The sequence below is a fragment of the Metabacillus litoralis genome (assembly GCF_003667825.1).
Lineage (GTDB): Bacteria > Bacillota > Bacilli > Bacillales > Bacillaceae > Metabacillus > Metabacillus litoralis_B.
The window spans coordinates 1049763-1066320 of the sequence record NZ_CP033043.1; the positions used below are offsets into that span (position 1 = coordinate 1049763).

20 protein-coding genes are annotated in these 16558 nt (G+C 34.7%); 13 read left to right on the forward strand and 7 right to left on the reverse strand.

The window, feature by feature from the left end; translation table 11 throughout:
- Positions 1–112: 112 nt before the first annotated feature.
- The 4 genes from nadE to D9842_RS04980 all read right to left on the reverse strand — a co-directional run bounded on the left by nadE (position 113) and on the right by D9842_RS04980 (position 4282).
- The gene (gene nadE, locus D9842_RS04965) at positions 113–934 is read right to left on the reverse strand and encodes an ammonia-dependent NAD(+) synthetase (protein ID WP_121661543.1); all 822 of its coding nucleotides are present in this window, start codon (positions 932–934) and stop codon (positions 113–115) included.
- 34 nt (positions 935–968) lie between these two features.
- Positions 969–2441 (reverse strand): nicotinate phosphoribosyltransferase, encoded by a 1473-nt coding sequence (locus D9842_RS04970; RefSeq protein ID WP_121661544.1) that lies wholly within the window; start codon positions 2439–2441, stop codon positions 969–971.
- A 102-nt stretch (positions 2442–2543) separates the two neighbouring features.
- The gene (locus D9842_RS04975) at positions 2544–3092 is read right to left on the reverse strand and encodes a cysteine hydrolase family protein (protein ID WP_121661545.1); all 549 of its coding nucleotides are present in this window, start codon (positions 3090–3092) and stop codon (positions 2544–2546) included.
- 332 nt (positions 3093–3424) lie between these two features.
- Positions 3425–4282 carry a VOC family protein gene (locus tag D9842_RS04980; protein ID WP_121661546.1) on the reverse strand — a complete coding sequence of 286 codons (858 nt, stop codon included), beginning with the start codon at positions 4280–4282 and terminating at the stop codon, positions 3425–3427.
- Positions 4283–4612: 330 nt separating this feature from the next.
- Here D9842_RS04980 and glnA point away from each other — a divergent pair, with 330 nt between their 5' ends.
- From glnA to D9842_RS05000, 4 genes are all read left to right on the forward strand, one after another.
- Positions 4613–5977, forward strand: a complete 1365-nt coding sequence (gene glnA / locus D9842_RS04985) for a type I glutamate--ammonia ligase (RefSeq protein WP_121661547.1) — start codon at positions 4613–4615, stop codon at positions 5975–5977.
- A gap of 227 nt (positions 5978–6204) precedes the next feature.
- Positions 6205–7191, forward strand: a complete 987-nt coding sequence (locus D9842_RS04990; RefSeq protein ID WP_162987299.1) for a DUF4003 family protein — start codon at positions 6205–6207, stop codon at positions 7189–7191.
- A 160-nt stretch (positions 7192–7351) separates the two neighbouring features.
- On the forward strand, positions 7352–8773 hold the full coding sequence (locus D9842_RS04995; RefSeq protein WP_162987300.1) for a PAS domain S-box protein: 1422 nt from the start codon (positions 7352–7354) through the stop codon (positions 8771–8773).
- A gap of 33 nt (positions 8774–8806) precedes the next feature.
- Positions 8807–9022, forward strand: a complete 216-nt coding sequence (locus tag D9842_RS05000) for a DUF7336 domain-containing protein (protein ID WP_121661550.1) — start codon at positions 8807–8809, stop codon at positions 9020–9022.
- 299 nt (positions 9023–9321) lie between these two features.
- Here D9842_RS05000 and D9842_RS05005 read toward each other — a convergent pair whose 3' ends face one another.
- Positions 9322–9726: an Hsp20/alpha crystallin family protein gene (locus D9842_RS05005; protein ID WP_162987301.1), complete on the reverse strand. Its 405-nt coding sequence runs from the start codon at positions 9724–9726 to the stop codon at positions 9322–9324.
- Positions 9727–9886: 160 nt separating this feature from the next.
- A complete protein-coding gene (locus D9842_RS05010; protein ID WP_098798285.1) occupies positions 9887–10033 on the reverse strand; it encodes a small acid-soluble spore protein P in 147 nt (48 codons plus the stop codon).
- Positions 10034–10166: 133 nt separating this feature from the next.
- Here D9842_RS05010 and D9842_RS05015 point away from each other — a divergent pair, with 133 nt between their 5' ends.
- The gene (locus D9842_RS05015) at positions 10167–10430 is read left to right on the forward strand and encodes a hypothetical protein (protein WP_121661552.1); all 264 of its coding nucleotides are present in this window, start codon (positions 10167–10169) and stop codon (positions 10428–10430) included.
- Positions 10431–10475: 45 nt separating this feature from the next.
- On the opposite strand, the gene sspO is transcribed toward D9842_RS05015, so the two are convergent.
- Positions 10476–10625, reverse strand: a complete 150-nt coding sequence (sspO, locus tag D9842_RS05020) for a small acid-soluble spore protein SspO (RefSeq protein WP_098798283.1) — start codon at positions 10623–10625, stop codon at positions 10476–10478.
- Between the two features lie 314 nt (positions 10626–10939).
- Here sspO and acnA point away from each other — a divergent pair, with 314 nt between their 5' ends.
- The 8 genes from acnA to D9842_RS05055 all read left to right on the forward strand — a co-directional run bounded on the left by acnA (position 10940) and on the right by D9842_RS05055 (position 16522).
- The gene (acnA, locus tag D9842_RS05025) at positions 10940–13666 is read left to right on the forward strand and encodes an aconitate hydratase AcnA (RefSeq protein ID WP_121661553.1); all 2727 of its coding nucleotides are present in this window, start codon (positions 10940–10942) and stop codon (positions 13664–13666) included.
- A 196-nt stretch (positions 13667–13862) separates the two neighbouring features.
- Complete coding sequence (locus tag D9842_RS25645; protein WP_162987243.1) at positions 13863–14273, forward strand: hypothetical protein; 411 nt, start codon at positions 13863–13865, stop codon at positions 14271–14273.
- An 11-nt stretch (positions 14274–14284) separates the two neighbouring features.
- The gene (locus tag D9842_RS05030) at positions 14285–14797 is read left to right on the forward strand and encodes a TlpA family protein disulfide reductase (RefSeq protein WP_121664944.1); all 513 of its coding nucleotides are present in this window, start codon (positions 14285–14287) and stop codon (positions 14795–14797) included.
- 143 nt (positions 14798–14940) lie between these two features.
- Entirely contained in the window at positions 14941–15072 is a 132-nt protein-coding gene (locus D9842_RS05035; protein ID WP_121661554.1) for an FbpB family small basic protein, read from the forward strand.
- Between the two features lie 104 nt (positions 15073–15176).
- Complete coding sequence (locus D9842_RS05040; RefSeq protein WP_098798278.1) at positions 15177–15314, forward strand: acid-soluble spore protein N; 138 nt, start codon at positions 15177–15179, stop codon at positions 15312–15314.
- A 98-nt stretch (positions 15315–15412) separates the two neighbouring features.
- Complete coding sequence (gene tlp, locus D9842_RS05045; protein ID WP_121661556.1) at positions 15413–15658, forward strand: small acid-soluble spore protein Tlp; 246 nt, start codon at positions 15413–15415, stop codon at positions 15656–15658.
- Between the two features lie 145 nt (positions 15659–15803).
- Positions 15804–16220 (forward strand): YbgC/FadM family acyl-CoA thioesterase, encoded by a 417-nt coding sequence (locus D9842_RS05050; protein WP_098798276.1) that lies wholly within the window; start codon positions 15804–15806, stop codon positions 16218–16220.
- Positions 16220–16522: a hypothetical protein gene (locus tag D9842_RS05055; RefSeq protein ID WP_121661557.1), complete on the forward strand. Its 303-nt coding sequence runs from the start codon at positions 16220–16222 to the stop codon at positions 16520–16522. The genes D9842_RS05050 and D9842_RS05055 overlap by 1 nt, the downstream gene beginning before the upstream one ends.
- Positions 16523–16558: the final 36 nt, after the last annotated feature.

The following is a 16558-nucleotide window of genomic DNA, read 5'->3' on the forward strand; positions in this document are numbered from 1 at the left end:
TATTAAAAAATTCAAGTTAGTCACATTTTATTTCAATCTTTGCGAAAATGTGACAATTTTTGGATGTGTTGAGAAACAAAATCCCCCTGAATAGAAACTCAGGGGGGTTATTTTATTTTTTCCACCATGTATCAAACATTGAAGCCGGAACTTCACGTTTATGTTGTGTAATCATATAGCGCTTTTCAATTTTTTCAGCTACCTCAGGATCAACCTGCATTCCTTCCAAATAATCGTCCAACTGATCATAACTGATGCCAAGTTCGGTTTCATCAGCTTGAAGTGGTGTTTGATCTAATAGATCAGCCGTAGGAGTTTTTAAATAAAGACGTTCAGGTGCATTTAATTCTTGTAATAAACTTCTTCCTTGGCGTTTCGTTAAACCTGTTAACGGTAATAAATCAGCTCCACCATCTCCATACTTAGTAAAAAAGCCTGTTACAGCTTCAGCAGCATGATCGGTACCGATTACAAGTAATCCGTCTTGACCGCCAATCGCATATTGTGTAATCATTCGTGTTCGAGCTTTTACATTTCCTTTGTTAAAATCAGAAAGGGCTTCACCCATAGTTTTTTTATAAGAATCAGTAAAGGCATCGACACTGCTTGATATATCAAAAGCAACACTTTTGTCAGGTTGTATAAAAGAAAGGGCTAATTGTGCATCTTCTTCATCCTTTTGAATACCATATGGAAGTCTTACTGCGGTAAAGGTTGCATCAAAGCCTTCATTTCTTAATTCTTCTACAGCAAGCTGTGCTAAACGACCAGAAAGGGAAGAGTCCTGCCCACCGCTTATTCCTAGAACAAATCCTTTTGCTCCCGTCATTTTTAAATAGTCCTTTAAAAATGTGATTCGGGCGCTAATCTCTTCTTTCGGGTTTATGGTTTCTTTTACATGTAACTCGTTCATGATTTTCTTTTGTAAGCTCATAACGTAAAACCTCCATGCCTGTTTCTTTGGTATCCTAGTTTTTCGTTATCATTTCAGATACCTTTTGTTTTACTTCTTCTATATTTTTCATTTTATTTTCCCAACATGCTTGACTAAGATCAACAGGATATTCCTCAGGATGTAAAGCACGCTTATATTCATCCCAAAGTAACTCTAAATTTTCCATTGTATAGTTTTGCATTTGTTTAAGGGATGGAGTCTCATACACAAGTTTTCCGTTATCAAAGATCTTATGATGAAGCTCCTTTGCTTCAAAGTTTGTAACAAATTTACTTACGAATGTATGAATAGGGTGGAACATTTTTAGCTTTTCTTCATTTTCCGGTTGTTCATGTTGGAGTGTAATATAGTCTCCTTCAGATTTATGATTTAATGTATTGATTATTCGATACACCTTTTTAAGACCTGGAGTTGATACCTTTTCCGGGTTGCCACTTATTTTGATCGTATCGACCATTTGCCCATTTTCATCCTCAATTGAAGCTAGTTTATAAACTGCACCTAGAGCAGGTTGGTCAAAGGCAGTAATTAGCTTCGTACCAATTCCCCAAACATCAATTTTTGCTCCTTGAGATTTAAGGTTTATGATTGTTGATTCATCTAAATCATTAGAAGCAATAATTTTTGTAGAATGGAAACCAGCTTTGTCAAGCATCTTTCTTGCTTCCTTTGAAAGGTAAGCAAGATCACCACTATCAAGACGGATCCCTTTGAACTCAATTTGATCTCCTAGTTCTTTTGCAACTTTAATGGCATTCGGAACTCCCGACTTTAATGTATCGTAAGTATCCACCAAGAAAACACATTCTTTATGTCTTCGGGCGTATTTATGGAAGGCGATGTATTCATCTTTATAAGCTTGAACAAACGCATGTGCGTGGGTACCTGAGACAGGGATACCAAAGAGCTTTCCTGCCCTTACATTTGAAGTGGCATTAAAACCGCCGATAAATGCTGCTCTAGTTCCCCAAATAGCTGCATCTAATTCATGAGCACGACGTGTACCGAACTCCATTACCGTGTCATTACCGGCAACATGCTTGATCCGAGCTGCTTTTGTAGCAATTAAAGTCTGGTAGTTTACGATGTTTAAGAGGGCAGTTTCAATCAATTGAGCCTCAGCTAAAGGAGCCTCAACTCGAATGATTGGTTCATTGCCAAACACCATTTCTCCTTCTTTAACGGAATAAACATTGCCAGTGAAACGAAGCTGACTTAAATAATCTAAAAAGTCATCCTTGTACCCTAACTCATCACGCAAATAAGTAATATCAGTTTGAGAAAATGAAAATTGCTCTAAGTACTGAATGATTCTTTCTAACCCAGCAAAAATACCAAATCCATTTCCAAAAGGCAGTTTTCTAAAGTACACTTCAAAAACAGCCTTTCGCTGATGAATGGAATCTTCCCAATAAGATTCAGCCATGTTTATTTGATAAAGATCAGTATGTAATGCTAAACTATCGTCATCATTATATGTGTTCATTTTTTGTCCTCCAGTGTAAGTTCAATTTTTCACAAAGGCCGGTATATACGGCAAAGGAGGGATTATCATATCCGATTATTAGGTTCATGGTTGTGTATAATTCTATAGAACTTTTGCATTTAAACAGGAAGAAAAATGCTGTAACGCCCAGTCATGACCTTGTTGATTAAAGCTAGCAACAGCTTCTTTATATACAACAATTGAAAATCCCTTATTATAAGCATCAACTGCTGTGTGTAATATACAAATATCTGTACATACACCAACTAAGTGAAGCTCCGTTATTCCACGTTCCTTAAGTTTAATTTCAAGATCAGTGCCGACAAAAGCACTGTAACGCGTTTTGTCCATCCAATAAACATTTAGATTATCTTTATTTGTTATGTATAATTCTTGTAGTTTTCCATATAAGTGTCTGCCTTCTGTATGACGAATATTATGTGGTGGAAATAATTTTGTTTCTGGATGGAAATGATCATCTTTTTCATGCAAATCAACTGCGAATACAACAAATTCATCGTTATGAATAAACTGTTGTGTTAAATCGACAAGCTTAGTTTCAATGTCTTGACCAGGTTGACCACATGTTAATGCGCCATGATCAGCGATAAAGTCAACTGTGTAATCAATGGCAATTAAAGCTCTTTTCATGGTTCATACCCCCTCTATAGTATGAGAAACAATGCGAGTTGTAAATGATTTCAGCAAGGAAAGTTTGTCACTTATACTTATCATAAGTATATCAATTTAACGAGTAAATGATTATGTTTAATTTTACACAATCTCTATAATTTAGCAAATAAGGGAAAGAAGGGGAGGGGACAAAATAACCAATACGATCAGGTACTGGTTATTTTTAATTTTTGAGATAAAGATTTTACGATTATACCAAGTTGACCTAATTAAGAATCTTGGTTGGAGTAGAAGTACAACAAGTTAAGAGGTGAAGAAAAAAACGTTATTGATTTACTAGCAAAATTAACTCACTTATCTTCTATTGAAAAGATTAATTTATTATTTGATGGATCACTTACAATAAAATCATTTTCTTGTTGTGTATAATTTGTTCCGAAAGTTTTTAATCTTGTTAGAGCAGACTGTCTTGTTTCTTCATTCGGAAACAACAAGGTAAAAGATTTCATACCTAGTTCATTTTCAAATGGAGAAGGGCTTCCTGCACTATGCCACGTATTTAATCCAATATGATGATGATATCCACCGGTTGAAATAAACAAGGCTTGTAATCCATAGCGGTTTACTGAATTAAACCCAATTAAACGATAAAAGTCCTCAGATTTCTTAATATTTGAAACTTGTAAATGTATGTGCCCCATAATCGTTTGAGGTGAAATATTCGTAAAAGGTACATCACTTTTTTCTAATAACACGCTTTGTGTATCTAATCGATTTGTTGCCATTTCAATCGTTCCGTCAACCTTTTTCCAATTATCCTGTGAGCGGTCAGCATATAACTCAATACCATTGTTATCTGGATCTGCTAAATAAATGGCTTCACTAACAAGGTGATCTGACGCACCTTGAAGTGGATAGCCAGAACTTATTAAATGGTAAAAAACATTCGCTAACTCCGTTCGGTTAGGAAGAAGAAGAGCGAGGTGATATAACCCTGTTTTTCTGCCGGAATTAGCAATGGCTGAATCAATTTCTTCTATAGTAATTAACGGTTTAACTCCATCTGCAGTTAGACACACTATTTTCTCTGATTTGTTAAGAACAGATAAACCGATCATTCTTTTATAAAATGAAAGAGAATGATCCAAGTCGCTAACCTTTAAATGGACATGTGACACATAAATATTAGGCGATGTATGAAAGCCCATTAATATCCCTCCACGATCACTTACTTTTTGTAAGTAGTATATTGTTCATAAAGATAAATCGTCAAGCAAAATACATTAGGAAGATATGAGTATTGATTTATTAGTTAGTTTGTATAAATATTAGTATTTTATAACAATTAATGCTTTGTTAGTTTCTTTAATTGTATAAAAATAGTAATCTTTTAGAAGAAATTAGCATGTAAGCGGTTACTCATAAAATTTTATAAAAATACAGAAAATTTAGCGGAAAAACTCTTGTCAAAATATGAAACTTTCAATATAATAAAGTCATGTTATAAAAAACGACATAGAAATGAGAGGTTATCTAACATGAGTGAAGCGGTTATTTCAAAAGGTAAAAATGAGACGGAAATTCTTGCACAAATTAAAGAAATCATTAGCTCAAAAAGTGTAGAGCTTATCCATCTACAATTCGTAGATATAGAGGGTATTTTAAAAAGCGTAACTGTAACAGTTGAGCAATTTGATGATGTTGTTGCAGGGAAACAAATGTTTGACGGTTCATCTGTAAAAGGTTTCTCTCCAATTAATAAGTCAGACTTATACTTACAACCTGATTTAACAACTTTTGCAGTATTACCATGGTCTGTTGAAGAAGGTTACTCAGAAGCACGTTTCCTTTGTTCAGCAGTGAACCCAGACGGAACTCTTTTCGAAGGTGATACACGAAATGTGTTAAAAAAGACTGTTGAACGTGCAGCTGACAAAGGCTACACAATCTCAGTTGGTCCAGAATTAGAATTCTTCTTATTTAAAACAGATGCGGATGGAAATCCAACTCAACAATTAGATGATAACGGTGGTTATTTTGAGCCATCACCAAAAGACCTAGGTGAGCGTGTACGTTTAGAAATCTATCGTGCATTAAAAGCAATGGGCTTCACGATTGAAGCATCTCACCACGAAGTTGCGGAAGGTCAACATGAAATCAACTTCAAATATGCTGATGCTTTAGGTGCAGCTGATTTATCTACAACTTATAAATGGGTTGTTAAAACAATTGCTCAAAAGTTTGGTTTACACGCAACATTTATGCCAAAACCTGTTTTCGGTATTAATGGTTCAGGAATGCACGTTAACATGTCATTTTTCAAAGATGGAGAAAATGCATTTTATAATGAAGCTGATGAATTACAATTATCAGATGAAGCATATTCATTTATCGCTGGATTAGTTGATAATGCTAAGAATATTGTTGCTGTTACAAATCCACTAGTAAACTCTTATAAGCGTTTAGTTCCAGGATATGAAGCACCTTGCTATATTGCATGGTCTGCATCTAACCGATCAGCTTTAATCCGTATTCCAGCTAAAAAAGGTATGGCAACTCGCGTAGAGCTTCGTTGTCCAGATCCATCTGCAAACCCATACTTAACATTCGCGATTATCGCATCTGCTGGTTTAGAAGGAATTGAAAAAGGCTTAAAGGCTCCAGCTTCTATCAATGAGGATATCTTCCACATGACAGAAGAGCGTCGTGAAGAATTGGGTATTGAAAATCTTCCGGGAAGCCTAGAAAAAGCAATTGCAGAATTACAAAACGGAGAAATTGGCCGTAAAACATTAGGTGAGCACGTATACGGTGAATACCTATCTGCTAAAAAAGCAGAATGGGATAGCTATCGTACAGCTGTTCACTCTTGGGAAATCGATAACTATCAATCTAAATTTTAATATAAGCTGTTGTAAAAAGCCGGGTGAGAGATCACCTGGCTTTTTTTAGTGCCTGTCACTACCCGGTTTTTGTCGAATTGCGTCCATTTTAATAAATGGAGGATTGCTCATTAGAGTAGTCTTGTAAAATAATAATATTATGTAAACAAGAACTCTTTGGGGTACAATGAAACTTTTTTCTGTAATGCCGTACTAATAGTATTAATTTATGAAATGGCGGGATATACTTGTTAAATTCTTATCTTGAGAACAGCATAACTAATTACAAAAGTGTTTTTACTAGTTTAAAGGATTCTTATAAATGGCATGCAGATGACAAAATTCTTATGTTAGTTTCAACGATGTATATCATAAATGATAAAAACTATGATATAGAAAGATACAGTCGTATAGCCGATTACATAAAAGCAAATGTTGGTTTCTTTTCTTATTTAAAATCAACACAAAGGTTTACAACAGCTGCTACACTCGATTTAATGACTTCAGACCCAAAAGAAGGTTTTGGAAAGTTATTAAATATATATGAAAAATTAATTCAAGAAGGGTTTTCTAGAACAACCTTTACCTATATTGCGGCTGGAACTTTATTAAAGCTTGATGATTCAAAGATTGATGTTTACATAAAGAAGTCCTTTGATATATTTAGAGGAATGAAGGAAAAGCATTTCTTTTTAACAGGGTCAGGTGATTATCCTTTAGCAACTTTGCTTTCGCAAACTGGAGAGGAAGTATCCTGTTCAATTGAACGAATGGAAAAGTATTATCAAGAATTACATAAAAATGGATTTTACCGTGGGGATTCTTTACAGTTTTTAAGCCATATATTAGCTTTAGATCCCAATTTAGAAAAAGAAAACTTAGCCCACAAGTGTTTGGATGTGAAGGAGCTTCTTATTAACAATGGTATCAAAGTTAAAACAGCGTATTATCCTTACGTTGGAATCTTAGCATTGTTAGAACAACCTGAAAATTATATACAAACAATTAAATTAATATATGACCAATTAAATTCTGATAAAAAATTTAAATGGCAAAAGGATATTAATTTTATGGTGGCTATTGTATTCCTATTAAAAGAAAAAACCGAATTTGGAGACTTAGTAACAACAGGAATGATTACATCTATTGAATCGATTCTTCAAGCGCAGCAAGCAGCGATGATTGCAAGTGTGTCAGCTGCTACTGCAGCTTCTTCTTCATCTAGTGGAGGATAATAATGTAAAAAACAAGAATGATTCATTCCTATGCAAAATCTATGATATTGTTGAATGAATTTGTTCTAAACACAAAATTCATGGTTATTCGACTAAAAAATTGCTATAGTAGATATAGTGGTAGTTTATTACATTATTAGTAAGTGAAGGTCGGATGCAAATGATGTTACAATCATCTATTTTAGAAAAAGTTTTTATGCAATCAACAATACCTCAAATGATTTTTGAATATAATTTAAAGCAAAATGTTGCTAATAAAGCATTTTTTGATTTTATTGGATACTCTAAAGAAGAGTGGGATGAGTTATCTATTGAAGAAGTTTCACATCCCGAAGACTATGAGTTAGATATGCAGCTTTATCATGAAGTGTATACTGGAAAACGTGAGTCCTATCAAATGGAAAAACGGTATTTCCATAAATCAGGTGAAATTATTTGGGGATCTTTACATGTAACGGCAATCAATGATCCTATGACAAATAATAAATACTTTTTAGCTCAGGTATTTGATATTACAGAACAAAAAAACCTTGAAAGGGTTTTGACGCATAACGAACAAAAATATAAATTGTTAGCTGATCATTCATCTGATATTATCGGCTTGTATTTGCCTGATGGGAGGTTTTTGTATACATCTCCGTCAATTACTCAGATTTTAGGATATGAGGATGATGAATTATTGGGAGAACTTCCGTATAGCTTTATACATCCTGATGATATTTCATTTGTTGAAAAAAAACATAAATCTCTTGTAGAGAGTAAACAGCCCGTGTTAGTTACTTATCGCTTCAGACATAAAGATGGAACTTACATTTGGGTGGAATCTAACTTAAGATCTGTAATAGATGAGCAAACTGGCAAGATTACAGGTATGATTGCAATTTCCAGAGATATTAGAAGTAGGCTTGAACAAGATAAACTTCTACATAGATCAGAAAAAATGGCTGTTGTTGGACAACTGGCTGCGGCTGTAGCACATGAAATTCGTAACCCGTTAACATCAGTTAAAGGATTTATTCAACTTTTTTCTGAAACAAAACAATGTAATGAGGAATACATGAATATTGTTCTTAATGAGTTAGATCGTGTTGAAGATATTATTTTTGAATTTTTAACTTTAGCACGTTCACACCAAGAGAAAGTGGAAACGATAAAGGTTGATGAGTTACTGAAACAAGTCATTCAATTGTTACAAACTCAGGCCATATTAGTTAATAAAGAAATAAATTTTTTGGTTGAATCGAACATTCCTCCCGTAGAAGGAGATTCCAACAAGTTAAAACAGGTATTTTTTAATATTATACAAAATGCCTTGGATGCGATTGATGAGAAAGGGGTTGTTTTCGTTAGACTCTATTCTAACGATTCCCGAGTATGCATGGAATTTATTGATAATGGTTGTGGAATTCCGGAGGACCGACTTGAAAATATCGGTGAGCCCTTTTATTCAACAAAAGAAAAGGGGACGGGAATGGGATTAATGACCAGCTATAAAATTATCGAAAACCATAAAGGGAAGATTGGTATTGATTCGACTGTCGGGAAAGGAACAACGGTAAGTGTTTCACTACCTTTGTCATAATCCTGAATTTGAAATAGAGGAGAGGTGCTTCTCGTGTTTTATGTTGTTTTGGATTTAGGGTGTGCAGAGTGCGGAGAAAGCTCGAATGTCCTTGGGATTTTTACAAGTTTGGAAAAAGCAAAAGCTGCTAGAGATGAATATAAAGAATTGAATTCTTTAGATGAGTATTCTGATCATGAATTCTTTATATATGAAATCGATAAGGTAGATAAAATTTTCAACAATAGTTTTGAACATGTTGTGGAATAAGAAACAATTGTCCTTTTTCATCATATATTGATTGAAAAAGGGGAATGTAAGATGGTGAAATATTATTGCTCCAGATGCATGTTGTTAAATGATGAGCGCACTTCCTGTGTTAAATGCGGAAACTTAGAATTAAAACATTTAACAATAAGTGTTCAAAATCAAAAGGAAAAGAAAGAGTAGAAATTTTCAAACTCACTTCCTTATATACATTAAGGTTCTCCTAATAAATGGGGGACCTTTTTAATTGTAGTCAAAGAAAGAATGGACATGGCTGATGAAAGGGAGCGTTTACAAATGTATCAGCCAATGATGTTTATACAACTAGAGGAACTTTCAGAATCTGAGGTTTTCGAAATTTTTATTTCCAGTACTCCATTCGTAAATGTTGCTGTAATTTGTTTTTTTTCAATTCTATATGGGAGAACAATTTTTCTAGTTACTTCATTAGTTTCATGATTTTCTGCTTTATTTTCCTTTATTACTTTAATTGTAATCTGTTCTTGACTAACGTGTATGTTGATGTTTTCTTTTTTTATATTCTCTCCAATTTCTCCCTCGATGATAAACTGATCACTAGTCTCAAATAAATCAACTCGAAACGTGTGCTCATCCAGCAAGCTTGTAAACGGATCAGTGAAAAATTGAGTCATCCACTCTTCTATACCTTTAATGTTCATTGGATTAGAACACTTTCTAATATTCATGTTTATTGACCTCCATAGACGTAGCGTACATAATAAAACATAGGTCCCCTTAACCTTTAAATTATTCACAAAATGATTTTTGGTGAAGGGGAATTGTCCAATGGATATCAAAAATAAGTAAAACGAGGAAATAAAAAAGGAATGGGGAGACCCATTCCTTTTACATATCATGACCTTGATTATTCTTTTGGCGAGTATGGTTTGCATTTTTTACCTTTTTAGAACCGTCTAATGGTTCTGGTTGCCCTGGATTGTTTCCTTTTGGAGCATTTTTGCGAATATCTTTTCCTGTATTTTTGTTCGTCATCAATATCCCTCCTCTTTATCTATATCATGAGTCAAATGTCATAAAAAAATGCTGAACAAATATGAATAAATTTTAGTTAATAACGAATCCTAATATATGGTTTATAGATGATACCTGAAAGGAATGTGAAGATATGCCTTATAATAAGGATAAGCAACAATCGTTTCAAGCCGCACAGCAGGGAGCTGAGGAAGCTTTTGATGTTTATGATAATCTTGTAAGAGACGGTGCTGACTACGGACATCAATTGAAACATTTAGCAGAAGAAGTAAACGAGGCTTATCAGCAAATTAATAATGCGCTGGAAAATGCTTCAGAAACACAAAGAAATAGACTTGAACAATATCAGCGAGATCTTCAACAAATTGTTCAAGAAGTAAATCAAACAGAACATTAAAAAACGACGGTGATTCCGTCGTTTTTTGTCTTCGTATAAGAAAAATTATTGATTTTTCTTTCTTTTCTTATTGTTCTGTCTTTGTGCAGCTGTTAAAGGCTCATTTTGAAGTTCTTCATTGTATCCAGTGCCAACTCCTTGAGCGCTTGCATCATTCATACCCATTCTAACATGATTTGCTTTACGTTTAGCCATTATTTCCTTCACCTCCCGATAAAATTAGCTTGTCACATTTGATAAAATTGCATGCAAACTCAGTGACAGGTAAAAAAATGACAAAAAAAATATTTAAAAAATGTTAAAGTTACTATACTATTTCCCTCAAAATTTGATATAGTAAAAAAGTAAAACTAGTACGCTTTCATAAGAATAACTTATACATATCAATAACATCATTGTTATTTACTTATGTTACTAGTTGTATTAATATTAAATTGTGAAAATTATTAAAAATGGGGTAACATCCTTCGACAAGAGTCGATCCTTGATCTTACTAAGGGGGAGAATTAATGACTAATCAAGTGACTACAAAAAACGATGTTTTCCAATCACGTAAAAGCTTTACGGTTGATGGAAAGACCTACAACTACTATTCTTTACAAGCATTAGAAGATGCTGGAATTGGTAACGTTTCACGTTTACCATATTCAGTTAAAGTTCTTTTAGAATCTGTGCTACGTCAAGTAGATGGCAGAGTGATTACAAAAGAACATGTTGAAAACTTAGCTAAATGGGGAACAAGCGAACTAAAAGATATCGATGTTCCATTTAAACCATCTCGTGTTATCCTACAAGACTTCACTGGTGTACCGGCTGTTGTTGACTTAGCTTCATTACGTAAAGCAATGGCAGATATGGGTGGAGATCCTGATAAGATTAATCCAGAGATTCCAGTAGACCTTGTTATTGACCACTCTGTACAGGTTGACCGCGCTGGAACAGCTGATGCACTTCAATTCAATATGGATCTTGAATTCGAACGTAATGCTGAGCGTTATAAATTCTTAAGCTGGGCTAAAAAATCTTTTGATAACTATCGTGCTGTACCACCTGCAACAGGTATTGTACACCAAGTTAACTTAGAGTACTTAGCAAATGTTGTTCACGCTGTACAAAACGAAGATGGTGAATTTGAATCATTCCCAGATTCATTAGTTGGAACTGACTCTCATACAACAATGATCAATGGTATCGGGGTTCTTGGATGGGGTGTTGGTGGTATCGAAGCGGAAGCTGGTATGCTAGGACAACCATCATATTTCCCAGTGCCTGAAGTAATTGGTGTTAAATTAACTGGTGAACTTCCAAACGGTACAACTGCTACTGACTTAGCGTTAAAAGTAACTCAAGTATTACGTCAACAAGGTGTTGTTGGTAAATTCGTTGAGTTCTTTGGTCCTGGTGTAGCACAATTACCACTTGCAGATCGTGCAACAATTGCAAATATGGCACCTGAATATGGCGCTACTTGTGGTTTCTTCCCAGTTGATGAGGAAGCTCTTAACTACATGCGCTTAACTGGTCGTGATGAAGAGCAAATTAAAGTAGTTGGCGAATACTGTAAAGCAAATGGACTATTCTTCACACCTGAAAATGAAGACCCAATCTTCACGAAGGTTGTCGAAATTGATCTTTCTGAAATTGAAGCAAATCTCTCTGGTCCTAAACGTCCACAAGATTTAATTCCACTTTCAGCTATGAAAGAAAAATTCCACGAGCATTTAGTAGCTCCAGCTGGAAACCAAGGATTCGGATTAGAAAAATCTGAACTTGACAAAAAAATCACTGTGAAATTCAAAAATGGTGATGAAACAAGCATGAAAACTGGTGCCATTGCAATTGCTGCGATCACTAGTTGTACAAATACATCAAACCCTTACGTACTAGTAGCTGCAGGTCTTGTTGCGAAAAAAGCAACAGAATTAGGCTTAGAAGTTCCTAAATATGTAAAAACATCATTAGCTCCAGGTTCTAAAGTTGTTACAGGTTACCTAGAAAATTCTGGACTACTTCCACACCTAGAGCAACTTGGTTTTAACACAGTTGGTTATGGTTGTACAACATGTATCGGTAACTCAGGTCCACTTGCCGATGAAATCGAAGAAGCTGTAGCTGCTAACGATTTATTAGTAACATCTGTACTATCTGGTAACCGTAACTTTGAAGGTCGTATTCACCCGCTAGTAAAAGGAAACTACCTTGCATCACCACCATTAGTTGTGGCTTATGCATTAGCAGGTACTGTTGATATCGATCTACAAAACGATTCACTAGGTAAAGACAAAGATGGTAAAGATGTATACTTTAGCGACATCTGGCCAACTACAAATGAAATTAATGAAGTTGTTAATAAGACTGTAACTCCTGAACTATTCAGAAAAGAATATGATCAAGTATTCGATGATAACGAACGTTGGAATGCAATCGAAACAACTGACGAAGCTTTATATGTATGGGATGATTCATCAACATACATCCAAAACCCTCCATTCTTTGAAGGTTTAGAAGCTGAGGCAGGAAAAGTAGAAACGCTAAAAGGGTTACGTGTTGTTGCTAAATTTGGTGACTCTGTAACAACAGATCACATTTCTCCTGCCGGTTCTATCGGTAAAGATACACCTGCTGGTCGTTACCTACAAGAGAATGGTGTAACACCAAGAGAATTTAACTCTTATGGTTCACGTCGTGGTAACCACGAAGTTATGATGAGAGGTACATTTGCAAACATTCGTATTAAAAACCAAATCGCTCCTGGTACTGAAGGTGGATATACGACTTACTGGCCAACTGGCGAAGTTAAATCAATCTATGATGCATGTATGGATTACAAACAAGATGGTACAGGACTTGTTGTTTTAGCTGGTAATGATTACGGAATGGGAAGCTCACGTGACTGGGCAGCTAAAGGTACAAACCTTCTTGGAATTAAAACAGTTATTGCACAAAGCTTCGAGCGTATTCACCGTAGTAACCTAGTGCTAATGGGTGTTCTTCCTCTTCAATTCAAAGAAGGAGAAAGTGCTGAATCATTAGGCTTATCTGGTAAAGAAACAATTGAAGTTGAAATTGATGAAAATGTTAAACCACGTGATTTTGTTAAAGTTACTGCTACTGATGAAGCTGGTAATAAGAAGGAATTTGAAGTATTAGTTCGTTTCGATAGTGAAGTTGAAATTGACTACTATCGTCATGGCGGAATCCTTCAAATGGTATTACGTGATAAGTTGAAAGGCTAATTATGATTAGTAATGAAAAGGGAACGGTTATCCGTTCCCTTTTTGTATGTGCTCCCAGAATGGTGATTGGACTACAAGCCCACGTTATTCATCGTTATCTTTGTCTAAAATCTGAAACTTGCCTATTATACATTGTCCTATAGTAAAATCCATGCTTAAATAAGAAGGGATATAGTCATTAAGGAGATCTCTATTTATGTATGATGCTTTACAGGTAGGGCCTTTTACAATCCAATATTTTTGGATTATCTCTATTTCTTCTTTTATTGCCACTTATTTTATATTAGATGGCCTTTTGAAGGAAACAACTGCAAAGAAATTTATGAAGCAACATTTTTGGACTGTAGTATTTATCATATTTATTACATATAAATTTAGTGTTGTCCTGTTTTACCCTCAACTTTTGTTAACAAATCGGTGGCTCTTCCTTACTGGAGGAAATAATGGCATATATTTAGGTTTATGTCTATCACTTATATTTTTATTAAGGAATATGGTTAGAGAAAGAATAGTATTCAAACATTTTGTATGTGGATTAATCATTCTGACAACGGTCTTTTTAGGGGCCTTTTCACTAGTGAAATTTATTGTATTGTCTGTCATGTAGGAGGTTTTATCATCTTGAAAAAGATATTAGCAGTATCCATTCTGGTTTTTCTTATCGGTTATGCCATTTATTATGCAATTAATCCTAATACGGCTAAAGAAGGTGTAACAGAAGGTAGTGCGGCACCTAACTTTGAATTAGCTACCCTTAACGGTGAATCAATGAGCTTAGAGAGTTTAAAGGGAAAGAAAGTGATCCTTAATTTCTGGGCAACTTGGTGTCCTCCTTGTCGTTCAGAAATGCCGGACATGCAAAGTATACAGGATGAACACAATGGGGACGTCGTTGTCGTCGCGGTTAACTTAACTAGCTCAGAAAGCAGTGTCAAGACAGTTGAAGACTTTGTAAATGAGTTAGGACTTACTTTTCCTGTCTTACTAGATGAAAAAGGAAAAGTTAATAATCAATTTGAAGTTTTATCTTATCCAACATCTTATTTTCTTGATGAAGAAGGTGTGATTCGAACAAAATTTGTTGGGGCAATGACGTACGACCAGATGAATGATTTATTAGATGATTTATAAACCGAGAATAGATCTCGGTTTTTATTTTTCCTAAATTTAAAAATTATCATTATCATCTCACTTTCAAATATTTTCTAAATATTGTGTTAAAAAATCAGAAAATTGGGTAACCTTTTTATAACAATATGGAGGTGATTGGCAACATGAGGAAAAGCAAAAAGAAATCGTTTGAGGAACTAGTAAAAGAAAATAGACAGCAATTGTTAAAAGATCGTGAAGCGCTTGAATTATTAGAAGAACGATGGGAACAGAGGATGTTAAAGAAACTTGATTAAGTTATATAAAATAAGAAGTGTTTTTTTCGTTCGCTTTTAACAAGCTTTTCTAGTCATTAATTGTCTCGACAAAGGGTAATCTATTCTTTGAGGAGGCGATAATAGTGGGAAAAAATCAACAAGCACATCTCAACCCTTCACATATTGGAATGAAGTCTAGAGGATTTGGTAACAACAAAGGAAAACAAATGCAAGATAAATCTGGAGAACATGCTCAAGTCATCCAAACGAAGGGTGAATAAGAACAAAAACGTGTTTAAAAACTCCTTCAATAAAGCAGACTAACATTGTTTCTTTGCTTTAAGCATTGAATAAACAACGATGAAAGGAAGGATACACGATGACAAAACATAACAAACCTAATCCAGATGACCGTTCTGATAACGTAGAGAAATTACAGAGCATGGTGCAAAACACAATTGAAAACATTGAGGAAGCGCAGGATTCCATGCAATTTGCAAATCCAGAGGAACGTGAACGCATTGAAGCTAAAAATCATCGTCGTGAAGAGAGCATTAATGCAATGCGTAATGAAATAAAAGATGAAGCACAAGCACGTGAAAATGGATACAGATACGATCAATAAATAAATCAGGCTTTATGCCTGGTTTATTTTTTACGCCTTTTTCTATGTTTTGATAGTCTTTATTAGACATACTTTAGTGTTAAAGATATGATAAATAATGGAATACACTAAAAAATGGGCAGCGATAGCAAGGAGAGCGGATTAGATGCATGTAACAAAAGCGGAAATAGAAGTAAGATATGCAGAAACAGATCAAATGGGTGTAGTTTACCATGCGAATTATCTTATTTGGATGGAAGTGGGAAGAACAAAGTTAATTCAGGATTTAGGTTTTTCATATGCAGGAATGGAAGATCAAGGAATCATTTCACCAGTCATTGATCTAGACATTTCTTATAAAAAACCATTAAGATATGGTGAAACAGCTACTATACATACATGGATTGAAGAATATAATGGCATAAAAAGTGTATATGGATACGAAATATATACTCCATCAGGTGATCTAGCAGTTCAAGCAAAATCAAGCCATGTGTGTGTACAAAAGGACACCTTTAGACCAGTAAAGTTTCGTAAATTATTCCCAGAATGGCATGAAGCCTACGAAAAGGCGAAAAGATAATGGCTTTTGGTATTTCCCGTTCTGAATTAACGAGATGGAAAGAAGAGGTTGAAAAAGGGGAAATCTCATTTTTAACACATTTCTGGCTTGATGATCGATTTCCTACCATTCATTGCGTAACCAAAGTTGGATGTGCCGACATTAACAAACTAAAAAAATGGGGAGCCTCATTTGACTTAAAACAAGAATGGATTCACTTTTATAAAGGATATCCTCATTTTGATATTATGGGGGAAACCCAATTAAAGGTTTTAAAACATTACGGATTAAATGATCATATAGCTCGTTTTAAATTATCGTAACATAAAGGGTCAAAGGTATTTTTGACCCTTTATCAT

Bases quoted from the DNA above. Each gene is read 5' to 3' on its own strand.
- nadE (WP_121661543.1), bottom strand. From the start codon at position 934: ATGAGCTTACAAAAGAAAATCATGAACGAGTTACATGTAAAAGAAACC.
- D9842_RS04970 (WP_121661544.1), bottom strand. From the start codon at position 2,441: ATGAACACATATAATGATGACGATAGTTTAGCATTACATACTGATCTT.
- D9842_RS04975 (WP_121661545.1), bottom strand. From the start codon at position 3,092: ATGAAAAGAGCTTTAATTGCCATTGATTACACAGTTGACTTTATCGCT.
- D9842_RS04980 (WP_121661546.1), bottom strand. From the start codon at position 4,282: ATGGGCTTTCATACATCGCCTAATATTTATGTGTCACATGTCCATTTA.
- glnA (WP_121661547.1), top strand. From the start codon at position 4,613: ATGAGTGAAGCGGTTATTTCAAAAGGTAAAAATGAGACGGAAATTCTT.
- D9842_RS04995 (WP_162987300.1), top strand. From the start codon at position 7,352: ATGATGTTACAATCATCTATTTTAGAAAAAGTTTTTATGCAATCAACA.
- D9842_RS05005 (WP_162987301.1), bottom strand. From the start codon at position 9,726: ATGAATATTAGAAAGTGTTCTAATCCAATGAACATTAAAGGTATAGAA.
- D9842_RS05010 (WP_098798285.1), bottom strand. From the start codon at position 10,033: ATGACGAACAAAAATACAGGAAAAGATATTCGCAAAAATGCTCCAAAA.
- D9842_RS05015 (WP_121661552.1), top strand. From the start codon at position 10,167: ATGCCTTATAATAAGGATAAGCAACAATCGTTTCAAGCCGCACAGCAG.
- sspO (WP_098798283.1), bottom strand. From the start codon at position 10,625: ATGGCTAAACGTAAAGCAAATCATGTTAGAATGGGTATGAATGATGCA.
- acnA (WP_121661553.1), top strand. From the start codon at position 10,940: ATGACTAATCAAGTGACTACAAAAAACGATGTTTTCCAATCACGTAAA.
- D9842_RS25645 (WP_162987243.1), top strand. From the start codon at position 13,863: ATGTATGATGCTTTACAGGTAGGGCCTTTTACAATCCAATATTTTTGG.
- D9842_RS05035 (WP_121661554.1), top strand. From the start codon at position 14,941: ATGAGGAAAAGCAAAAAGAAATCGTTTGAGGAACTAGTAAAAGAAAAT.
- tlp (WP_121661556.1), top strand. From the start codon at position 15,413: ATGACAAAACATAACAAACCTAATCCAGATGACCGTTCTGATAACGTA.
- D9842_RS05050 (WP_098798276.1), top strand. From the start codon at position 15,804: ATGCATGTAACAAAAGCGGAAATAGAAGTAAGATATGCAGAAACAGAT.
- D9842_RS05055 (WP_121661557.1), top strand. From the start codon at position 16,220: ATGGCTTTTGGTATTTCCCGTTCTGAATTAACGAGATGGAAAGAAGAG.